Origin of the sequence: Motilimonas eburnea (assembly GCF_021295345.1) — a bacterium.
GTDB lineage: Bacteria > Pseudomonadota > Gammaproteobacteria > Enterobacterales > CBDFNC01 > Motilimonas > Motilimonas eburnea.
This window is the reverse complement of record NZ_JAIMJB010000006.1, coordinates 64,126-74,709: the sequence shown is the minus strand read 5'-3', so window position 1 is coordinate 74,709 and position 10,584 is coordinate 64,126. Positions and strand designations below refer to the sequence as shown.

Annotated in this window: 7 protein-coding genes; 2 read left to right on the top strand and 5 right to left on the bottom strand. The window is 45.4% G+C overall.

Translation table 11 applies throughout. From position 1 onward, the window contains the following. The 3 genes from K6Y21_RS07450 to K6Y21_RS07440 all read right to left on the bottom strand — a co-directional run bounded on the left by K6Y21_RS07450 (window position 1) and on the right by K6Y21_RS07440 (window position 4,968). A complete protein-coding gene (locus K6Y21_RS07450) occupies window positions 1-1,383 on the bottom strand; it encodes a TolC family protein (protein WP_233071162.1) in 1,383 nt (460 codons plus the stop codon). Window positions 1,384-1,514: 131 nt separating this feature from the next. After that, on the bottom strand, window positions 1,515-1,943 hold the full coding sequence (locus tag K6Y21_RS07445; protein ID WP_233071161.1) for a hypothetical protein: 429 nt from the start codon (window positions 1,941-1,943) through the stop codon (window positions 1,515-1,517). A gap of 70 nt (window positions 1,944-2,013) precedes the next feature. Further along, entirely contained in the window at window positions 2,014-4,968 is a 2,955-nt protein-coding gene (locus K6Y21_RS07440; RefSeq protein ID WP_233071160.1) for an EAL domain-containing protein, read from the bottom strand. Between the two features lie 200 nt (window positions 4,969-5,168). Here K6Y21_RS07440 and K6Y21_RS07435 point away from each other — a divergent pair, with 200 nt between their 5' ends. After that, entirely contained in the window at window positions 5,169-6,254 is a 1,086-nt protein-coding gene (locus K6Y21_RS07435; protein ID WP_432757982.1) for a site-2 protease family protein, read from the top strand. Between the two features lie 70 nt (window positions 6,255-6,324). Beyond that, window positions 6,325-6,870, top strand: a complete 546-nt coding sequence (locus tag K6Y21_RS07430; RefSeq protein WP_233071158.1) for a YaeQ family protein — start codon at window positions 6,325-6,327, stop codon at window positions 6,868-6,870. Here K6Y21_RS07430 and K6Y21_RS07425 read toward each other — a convergent pair. Both K6Y21_RS07425 and K6Y21_RS07420 read right to left on the bottom strand, forming a co-directional pair. Next, window positions 6,864-9,662, bottom strand: coding sequence for a DEAD/DEAH box helicase (locus K6Y21_RS07425; protein ID WP_233071157.1), 2,799 nt, complete (start codon window positions 9,660-9,662; stop codon window positions 6,864-6,866). The genes K6Y21_RS07430 and K6Y21_RS07425 overlap by 7 nt on opposite strands. Before the next feature lie 235 nt (window positions 9,663-9,897). Beyond that, window positions 9,898-10,584 carry a phospholipase D-like domain-containing protein gene (locus tag K6Y21_RS07420; RefSeq protein WP_233071156.1) on the bottom strand — a complete coding sequence of 229 codons (687 nt, stop codon included), beginning with the start codon at window positions 10,582-10,584 and terminating at the stop codon, window positions 9,898-9,900.

The following is a 10,584-nucleotide window of genomic DNA, read 5'->3' as shown; positions in this document are numbered from 1 at the left end:
TCACTTCATTCTGGCGTTAGGTTTTGCTATTTCTGGTAGCGCTACTTGGTATTCAAAACCCTGTAATAAGGCGGCTAAATTGCTCTGACTGATATTGAGATCGGTGATCAAACGGGTTTGCTCTAGGCTTAGGGTCAACTCAGCGCGCAGGGCGGCGATAACGTCGTTAAATTGTGCGGTGTTGTTTTCATAGCCGCGCTCTACCGCTTTAGTTGTGGCTTTGGCTTGCTTGATTAAGGTGTCTTGGTATAAGGCTATGCGCTCAGTGAGGTTGTGTTTGTCAACCAATAGGGCGTGGACCTCAGCGTTCATTTGTCGCAATAGTTGATCGCGCTGCAATTTGGCGGCGCCAAGTTGATATTGCGCCGCAGCGTAATTGCGGTCTTGGCGGTTACCGGTAAACAGTGGAATGTCGATGGTTAGGTAAGCACTCACTAAGTCTGAAGCCGGCTTGCCACCCATGCCATTGGCTTGGCGATTGGCATACATCACCTCAACGCCAAATTCCGGTTTATAGGCTTCATTGGCAATGGCGACTTGGGTTTCGTTGCCGGCAATATTGCTATTGCTCATTTGCACCAATGGATGATGTTGTAACAAGGGGTAGAAGTCATCGCCTTGACCTACTTGCTTGAGTTGGCGCTCTAGTTGTTGCCAGCTTAATGAATGGCTGGCGACAAATGGGCGTTCATCTTTAAGCCATTCAAGCCCTAACCACTGTGATAACTGCGCCATAATACGGCGCTGCATTTGGTGGTTCGCTTGTAATTTCTCATCTAGTTGGCTGACTTGTAATTGTGCTTGTAATAGGTCTTGGCTTTCGCCTTTGCCGATGGCGTAGTTGGTGTTGATAAAACCAACCATTTCTAGCATTAGGCTGCGATTTTGGTTGAGGATCTCGGCGGCTTGTTGTTGATAGCCTAGCTCAAGCCATAACTTAGTGATGCTATTGGCGACTTCTAATTCACGCGCGCCAAGTTGACGTTCGACACCATCGGCTTGTTGATTAAATTTTTGCTGTTGCAATGCCAAGGTATCACCGCGACTAAATTGCTGCATAAAGCCAATCGAGACATTCGTCATGGGATCATCATCAAAGCGAAAGCTGTCGGTAGGTAAGCCACCAATGCCAACTTTCATCTTGGGATCCATCAAACTGGCGCTGGCCACGCCGGTTTCTCTAAGGGCCATGGATTGAGTGAGTAATTGCTCACGTGTGGCATCGCGGTTAAGGGCAAACTCAATCAGCTGGTTAAGGCTAATATTAGCCTCGCTGCGACTCTCACTTGTTTGCGTCTTGGCCGCTGAATTTGCCCATGTAGGCGATAGCAACCCTGAGCTAGCAAAAATCGCGAGCGCTATAAGGGATAGTTTTGTTTTCACGGTATTTTCCAATCATTAAAAACATACGTTAAATCAAGCTGGAATTCTTAAAATAACCAAGCTCAACAGGGGTATAGATTTTTGACTCGATTTACGCGCAGCTTATCGCCGCGGAAAAAGGAGTATTGGAATTAGCTAATCGGAGGGCGATATAAAGATGAAGCGCGGGCAATAACAGTTACGCTGGCTTCGCTTGGTAATTTACTGCGATGTGGCTGGCGAGCCATTAGTTGTGTGGTTGGCGATAGCAGGCCAAGACTGACGCAAACCGCTGGACAGCAATCACTGGCCATCAGCTTGTCACAATGTGATTGACTCTTATTTTTGCTTGGGGACTGTGTTACGTGATCTTGAGCTGAGGCTGAACTATGACAATCCACTTTACTCTCAGCATAGCCACTTGCAGCATTGCTATGGTGAGAATCGTTTGTTGTCATGGTGGCAGATGCCATCATCATGGTTGGCATGGACATCATCGAGGCAGAAACCACGCCAGACATGGCCAAGCTGGCGATGACTAAGCATGAAATCCAAATTTTGTGTAAACGCGATAACAGCATGACACAATCCTTGATGAAAGAATCATAAATTTAGCCGTTAATCCATGTTGATGTCAACACTTGTATCTTACTAAGCTCGATTGAGGTGCTGAGGCGTTGAGTTGGCTTGTAACTGTTTCTCGCCGTGTTTAAACAGCCAAGCAATGAAGTCTTGTTCTGGCATAGGCTTAGCAAAATAATAACCTTGATATATGTGACAGCCCAAATCAGCGAGGCGCTTGGCTTGATCAAGGGTTTCTACGCCTTCTGCAATGACTTTTAATTGCATATTCTTACCGATAGAAATAATGGACTCCGTGATGGGGGAGTGATCGTGTTGGGCCAGTTCGTCAATAAATGTCTTATCTATTTTAAGGAGATCCAAGGGGAGCTCTTTTAAGTAAGCCATGGAAGAGTAGCCCGTGCCAAAGTCGTCGAGGGCGATTTCAATACCAAATTGACGGATTAATGAGAGCTTTTGTATGGTGTCAGGGATATCGACAAGCAGCCCGGTTTCTGTCACTTCTAGCATTAAGTTATGAGGTGAGATTTCTTGTGCTTTTACCTTGTTTATGACGTCTTCGGCAAAATGGGGCAGGGCAAATTGCCAAGCAGACACATTAACAGATAAATGCCCCTGAAACGGAATCGAGTTGGTTTGCCACTGGCGCAAACTACTCAATGCACTCGTAAATACCCATTCGCCGATTTTGTGTATCAAACCCGTTTCTTCCGCCAATGGGATAAATTTTGCTGGTGAAACAAAACCAAACCGAGGTGAAAACCAGCGTAATAACACTTCTGTGCCAAATAGTTGGCCTTGGCTGTCGAGTTGTGGCTGAAAGTAAAGTGAGAGCTCCTCATTGGCAATCGCGTGTTTCAGTGCCTGTTGCATTTCCATGCGTTCTTGAGCAATCGTCTCTAGGCTGTGTTCATAGATCTTATATCTTCCCCTGCCGCTGCTTTTGGCTTTGTATAAGGCCAGCTCTGCATGCCGGATGACATCCAGCGCACTTTCATTGGTAGTAGGAAACTGGCACACACCAAAGCTGGCGCCCAAATCTATTTTGTGCTCGCCCACTTGTAACGGCTGATTGAGGAGCTTTTCTAACTTGAACATGGCTTCGGTCAATTGGGCTAGATGCAAACAAGGTTTACGGCTGATTAACGCAAATTCGTCGCCACCTTGTCGCGCGATGAAAAAGTCGTGAAGGCAGTGTTCGGATAGCAACTTAGCGATGCAACGTAAAATGTTGTCACCGATATCATGCCCCAGCACATCATTAATGGATTTAAAGTGGTCAAGATCCATCACCACCATCAATCCCAGAGTTTGATTTGATTTATGTTGAGTGATTTGTTCTGTTAAATGCTCAAGAAGCAGGGCGCGATTAGGTAAGTGAGTAAGGTAGTCTTCATACGCCATTTTTCTGATTTTATTTTGTGCTTCATTACGTTGCATCTCCGTACCTGCACGCGTGGAGAAGATATCTAAAATATCTCGTAATTGAGCATCATCATGGAGTGGCTCGGTGTGCATCAGCACAATGTAGCCTTTGGTTTGTCCCTCTTCATCAACAATTTTTGTGCAGATATAACTCTCAACGTCCATCTTGCTGATTAAGTCATCTTGCGGGAATAGTTTTTTTGCATGCTGTGGAAAGTGGCAGATGTTCGTTTTAGTTAAGTGAGTACAAGGCGAATGCACCAGAGAATAAGTGAAGTTCCCCATGATTTTGCCCGCCCCCACAACGGAGCAGGTACGAATCACTTGTGGATCCTGAGGCTGAATAAACCCAATGAAACCATACTTGGCTTTAAACAGCTTCACTAGGTTAGTGATCAAATCATGGTAAACATGGCCTCCTTCGCCAGTCGTCACCCCACTGGCAATATGACGTATCGCCTGCATTTGCTGTTGCGAAGAGGTGACATCGGAGCATGACACCACGATTTGCTTAGCCTGATTGTATTCCCGAGTAATAAATAGCCTAAACGTTAGAATGGATTTTTTTCGACTGGCGGCAAAATAGGGGGTCGACACTTCATTCATGTAAATCGGGGGTAATTGTATTTTTTCTTGTTGACTGATCTCTTTGATCAGATGACTTTTAGTGGGGTAGAGTAGGCATAAGAAATCAAGAAAATTGACTTTTTCTAATACCAAGGAGCGTTGCCAAAAGTCATCGCACGCTTGATTAGTTTCTATCACTCGGCCGCTGAGATCTAAGATCATCATGGCAGAGGGGGACTGATCCACCACTTGGGCCATCATATTGAGATTTTTCTGTGCCATTAGGCGCTGGCGTCGTTCCGTCGTCAGCTTAATGGTTTGCGCTAAAATGCGGTGATTGGTGTTCTTAAAGTCAATGGCTAGGCTAAAACACATTAACATGATCAAAATGACAAAGGAAAAACCGGTCACATAGAAAAAATGCACCATGCCAATGTCAATCATTAATCCCACCATCACAGTGACGATTTGAATCGCTAGGTAGACACTAAAAAAAATGGCGACCCTGAGTTCCTTTTTTTGATAAAGGCGCCAGCTGCGATAGCCCACCCAGCAAAGTAACAACCAATATAAGCCGTGTATGAACTTGCCCCACAGGGCCAGCTCTCCTTTAATAATGGATATATGCCCAGGCCAAGGCAGGGGAACTTGGATTAATTCCGTGACCTGACTGAAGCGAATAGTAAGTGGCTGGGTAAAGTTTAAGTAGGCGAAAAAGCAGCAAATAATGCCGATTGCCAGCAACAAAGCGCGCTGCTTTTTAGCGCCTGTGTAGGCAGCAATAAAAGCATAAAAGGAAGGGGTCATGAACAAGACGCAGAACACTTGCCAACGCAACAGCTCAATGGCTGGGGAGAGTTGATCGGCTTGAAAATAGTGCAGTGAAAAGATTTGGTAGCCAGCAATACATAAGCAAATGCATGAGAAGTTGAGAAATATGTTTGACTTGTCTTTCAAGAGTGCGACAAAGCCACTGAATATAGCAGCAAATAAACAAATCCCTGCACTGGTATAAAATAGCGCTGCTAGCAATGGATACTCCATTTCGCGTTGTTGATAAAAACCTTATTGCTAGTTTAGTCAAAAACACATCACTGTGAGCTAAATATTTTTTTGCCCCGATTGCTAAAGGGTGAGATAAATTGACTAATCGACAGGCAAATCATTGCGATTCCTTACTCACTAGGCATAATGCTGGCCAATTATCTTAAGTCACAATGAGAACGCCCGTTTTGGAATTACTGAATTTAACCCTTTTTGAGCAACCTTTGCGGTTAGAAGCATCGACCAATGGTGAGCAAAAACTGTATTGGCAAGGGCAGCTGGTGTCTTCATTACAACAGCAGGTAAATGAAAGAGCCTTACAAACTCATCGATTTGAACTTAACGACCAAGACGACAACGCCTTAGTCGTAGAGCTAGAAGTTAACTTAAGTTGGCAGCCATTTAAGTTAATTTATTGCTTAACCAGTAATGGCATGATCAAAGCCCAAGGTGAACGCAATGAAAAGGACATAGAAAAGCAGCAGCCGAGCCAGCCGATCGTCGCAGAAAAGAAATGGAGTACCCTAGGCTTATTGTCCTTAGGGTTTAAACTGTTCAAAAGCGCCAAGATGATCAAAGTGGCATTTGCTGGCGCTAGCCTTGCTGCTTATTCTTGGTTATTTTCCTTTCAGTTTGCATTGGCTTTGCTAGCCTGTTTAGTGTTTCACGAATACGGCCACATTCGCGCGATGAAGTATTTTGGCATGAAAACCAAAGGCATATATTTAATTCCTTTTTTGGGTGGTTTGGCTCTCAGCGATGAAAAAATCAACACGCGATGGCAAGATGTGGTGATCTCGATTATGGGACCGTTTTTTGGCTTGCTCATGTCGCTGGCTTGCCTCCTGGCTTATTGGTTAACGGGCAACCTCTTTTTTGCTGGATTAGCAGCCTTTAATGCGCTGCTAAATTTATTTAATTTGCTGCCTGTGTTGCCCTTAGATGGCGGTCATATTTTAAAAAGCATCAGTTTCTCAATGAATAGCGTAACTGGCTTGATCGCTTGTGTGGTAGGCGCTGGGCTAGGTGTTTGGGTCAGCTATCATTTTGGCCTCGCCTTGTTAGGCTTTTTACTCTTAATCGGATCGATTGAGATATTAATGGAATGGAAAATGCGCCATCAAAGCCATTTATTACCCCTTAACCGTTACGCTCAATGGGTTTCTTTAATCTGGTATGTGGCCACAGTGGCAAGCTTTGTCGCGATTATTTGGCACTTAGCTGGCACTGGCGATGCCATGCTAGGTCTACCGTTAAAAATTTTAGGAAGTTAGTGTCAGCTTAACTTAGTCTGGCTTAGCTTAAACAGAACGCCGCATTGGACGTGGCGAAAAGGAATGATAAATGGCAATAGGCGCAACGATTATCAAGGCAAGGTTACAACTTGCCAACATGGACACGCATTTATACCAAGATTACAATTTAACCTTGGCTCAGCATCCTTCGGAAAATGCCCAGCGTTTGATGGTTAGATTGTTAGCCTTTGCCCTGCAGGCAAGGGATAACCTCACGTTTACTAAAGGCCTATGTGCCGATGATGAGCCTGAGTTATGGGCTAAATCTTTAACGGATGACATTGAATTATGGGTGGAACTGGGCACACCAGAAGAGAAGCGTTTGAAAAAAGCTTGCGCCAGATCTAAACAAGTCGTGCTTTACAGTTATGGCGGCGGCAGTGCAGATATTTGGTGGCAACAAAACCAAAAGCAACTCGCTAAATTGCCTAAGCTGACGGTATACAACCTTGCCTATGAGCAAACGCAAGCGCTAGCCCAGTTGTTTCAAAAAACCATGGATGTGCAAGTGTCCGTTCAAGATGGGGAAGTGCTAGTGAGCACGGAGTCAGGCTCGGTGTCTTTATCACCCGATTTATTACAAGGCGATCAGTAAATGCTGTTTTCCTGACTGGTCAAGCCCGTTTCGCTGGCCCCCAATAGTTGGATTATTTGTTTTAATACTCGGTGTTTTTGGTTAACCCAGCGAGTATAGGTCAGGGGATATAAGGTTAGGCCAGCACGTTGAAAAATTTGGTAGCGGCTGAGGTGGTAGTAGTCCTGAGATTCGCCTGGGTAGCCAATCAAGTCGATGGCTAAGGTTTTATCTCCATACTCGCACATTAAATCAAGCTCTGCCCCTGCTATGGGGTAGTTTTTCCATGTGTTAATGCCATTTAAGGTCAACAATCGGGATACTTCGGCCTGAAAGGCATCAAAATCGTTGTTTTCATCTAACGCGTATTGATGATTCCGTTCGATACTGTGGATGTATTCAAATAACAGCGATTGTGAAGGTAAACGGTGCGGCCGACTTGATAAAAAAACATATTGTTCGTCGCGTGCGCGCGTCACCGCAACGTTAAACACATCAGGGCGATTGATATATCGAAATTGATGGCCGCTGCTTTGTTCATCCACACACATACTCAGTAGTATGATGTCGCGCTCTTCGCCTTGGAAACCATAAGGGGTTTCAATTTTTATGCGATGATGATTGATTTGGTCGGGCGTGGCATACCGAGGTAATAGCTTTTGCAACAGCATGGTCTGTTCACGAAAAGGCGATAGAATGCCGATACTGGAGTGTAAACCCATGGCGCTCTGTTGATGTAGCTTGGTCTGCAAAAACGCCATGACATCTAGCGCTTCTTGTTGGTTTTTGCCATTTTTATATTGTCCTTGGCAAGGCACTATCGATAAAGGATAGTCCGTGTTATTGCCCGGTTTATGGCGCATCACTTTGAGCTGCTGGTGGTAAAACTTACGGTTACTAAAATCAATCAATGCACTTTTGCTGCGAAAGTGTTCATCTAATACAACAATCGCCTGTTGCTGCTTGATATGACGGTTAGCTAGGTCTAACACACTGACATTACGATAATCGAACTCACCCGTTTGGTTTGATAAATCATAGCGCGATTGCAATTTCCCTTGCTTGTCCTTAGATAAAAACGAAATAAACCTAAGTTGCTTATCATCGCCTACGATGACGACATGCTTAGCTCTAAACACGGCCGGCAAGGTACTGGCAATATCACATTGGCTGGCTTCGTCGATGATGACCAAATCAAACAATTCCGCTTTTAATGGCAAGCTTCGATGCAAGTCACCTAAGGTGCCCAGCCACACCGGCATCGCCTTGAGTAGAATGGGGTAATCAATGGTGTCAAATCGGCTGGCTTGCTCACTTGAATTGGTGGCGTTGATTGCTTCGCGAAATCGATTCAATTGCGCGCGGTGGTGATTGAGCACATGGTGCAAGCGTCGCCGACGGCTTTGGCTAATATAATGGCCTAGGGCCAGGTGTCGAATACGCTGTTGTTTGGTTATCTCGGCAAATACGTCAAACAAAATATCTTGTTTGAGGGTGGCTCGTTTTGCACGCCATGCATTAAAGCGGTTCCATAGCGAGTCATGTTGCTGCGCTTTCCAGGTGTGCATGCCGTAACGAATGGCTTTTTGACAGCGTTTGGCAAATTGCTTCTCGAGGCGCTGCATCTTTTGTTTTTGCTTGAGTAGGCTTTCACTGCCATGTTGCTTAGCTCGGTTTTCTTGTTGGGTCAGGTAGCCACTGAGCAGGTCTTTTAAATAGCGCTTTAATTTTTTGTGATAACTGGCATCACCCACTCGTACGACAAAATCTTGTTGGCCCAGCATGGCCTCTATTTTGTCGCCAACAATGTTTACGCTTTCATTGTTTTGTCCCACCACCAATACCGACTCACCTTGTAGATAGCGCTCTAGGGCTAAACAGGCAATGGTATAGGATTTGCCCGTGCCCGGTGGCCCAACAATTTGGCTAACAGGAAAACGTGCTGCATTGATCAAGGCTTGGCGTTGGGCATGGCTGAGTAATGCGGGAATATTATCGGGATCGGCTGCGGTTAAACCACTGAGGTATTCTCGCCCTGTTGAGGGTGCGCTGGTTGATGATTGGCGAGGGTATGATGTGGCTTGTTGTGCTCCCGTGAGTAGCATATTGACCGATTGTGGCAGGTAGGAAGAGACCGCCATCGCCTTGAGATCGTGTAAGATCCCCCGCGAAGCCAGTGAGTATTTGACTAAGGTGATCGCAGAAGCCGAGACGAGGTTAAATTCGCCTTCCTGATGCTGTTTAGCCTCAATGTCATCTTCACTGGTCAAATTGGGGTAATGATATAATTCAAGGCAATTTATCTTATCGCTCATTGAACTCAGCCAGTGGCTCAGTTTAGCCACATCAAGTTCGGTGATGCCCTGAGTGATAAACTCCGGCTCATTTGGCTGTTTGCCTTCCGCTAACGCCCAGCGCAATAAGGGCCAGTTAACGATGGGCTTACTTTTATCTATGCTGAGATAGTACTCATTGTTATCTATGCTGACTTGAGCATGATAATAGAGTAGCGGTGCGCACACCTTGCGTTTTCCGGGGTAACTCGAAGGTAACTTACCGAGCAAAAAAAAGCTGCAATAAAGTAAGGTCTTTTCTCTTTGGTAGGTGTTTTGCGCTTGATACAGGGTTTCGCCATAGCTTTTTGCTAAGGGCAGGCGAGGAATATCATTGCTGATCAGGGTTTCTCGCCCTTGCATAAAGCGAGTGTACTCACAATCACGGTGATAAACATTAAATAGAGTTAAATCTCGATTGTCGGCTTGGTAACAAGCTCGATAATAGCGGATGAGATTTCGACAACTCCGGTCTAGCATAAATTTCCCTGAAACAGCTTTTTGCCAAGCAAGCACCTTGCTCATTCTGCAATGCGTGCGCTAAAAGTAAAGTGGCTAACGATTAAAGTTTGAACTCAGTGAAGTCCAACTGAATGTACGCTTGAGTAAGCGGGTTAACATAGCAACTTATCGCGACAGGGCATACTTAATTATTGTTTATGTTTGTGGGGCAGGTTTGATTAGGCCAGTGCAGAGCAACTGGCCTAGACGGGAACTAACCTAATTTATGCCAAAGGCGGTCAAACTCTCGGCTAAAGGCGGCAACCAATTTAGGATTGTCGGTGGTCGCGATGTTCTCTTGATTGTATTTAGACGCGCTACGGGTCCAGTTAAAGCTGCCGTTGAGCAACACTTTTTGGTCAAACAGGGCAAACTTGTGGTGCATATGATGGTCGGTCTTATCCACCACCACAGGAATGCCTGCGTCGCTTAAGCGATAGACGTCAGAGCCCTTGTCATTACGCTTATCATTATCAGAAATAATGCGCACCGTGATGCCGCGCTGGTGGGCTTGCAATATCGCATCGGTGATTTCGTTACACGAAATCGTAAACACACAGATATCGATACTGCGCCTAGCTTGTTGGCACAAACTCTCGATCCGATTTAAACAATCTGTGCCCGGGCTAAAGCACGCATCGGCGACGATGCTAGGTTGCTGGCTGTTTTTATCTAAGGTTTTGACCACGTTTTCCAGCCATTTAATGGCACGAAACTGCTCCTCATTAAAGTCATGGCTGGCCAATAGCAAAGCAAAGGCTTTATTGCGAATAAAGCTGATGTTATCGGGTTGGGTTTGCAAGCTTTGAGTTAACTCGGCAAGGGCATGTTTTTCATCCCGATCGAGCTTGTTGTCTTCAAGACTAGCCAGCAATACTTGCTCTATATGTTGTTGGTCCAT

What these genes read in the sequence shown, in the direction of transcription:
- K6Y21_RS07420 (WP_233071156.1), bottom strand. Translation starts at nt 10,584, where the DNA reads ATGGACCAACAACATATAGAGCAAGTATTGCTGGCTAGTCTTGAAGAC.
- K6Y21_RS07430 (WP_233071158.1), top strand. Translation starts at nt 6,325, where the DNA reads ATGGCAATAGGCGCAACGATTATCAAGGCAAGGTTACAACTTGCCAAC.
- K6Y21_RS07425 (WP_233071157.1), bottom strand. Translation starts at nt 9,662, where the DNA reads ATGCTAGACCGGAGTTGTCGAAATCTCATCCGCTATTATCGAGCTTGT.
- K6Y21_RS07445 (WP_233071161.1), bottom strand. Translation starts at nt 1,943, where the DNA reads ATGCTGTTATCGCGTTTACACAAAATTTGGATTTCATGCTTAGTCATC.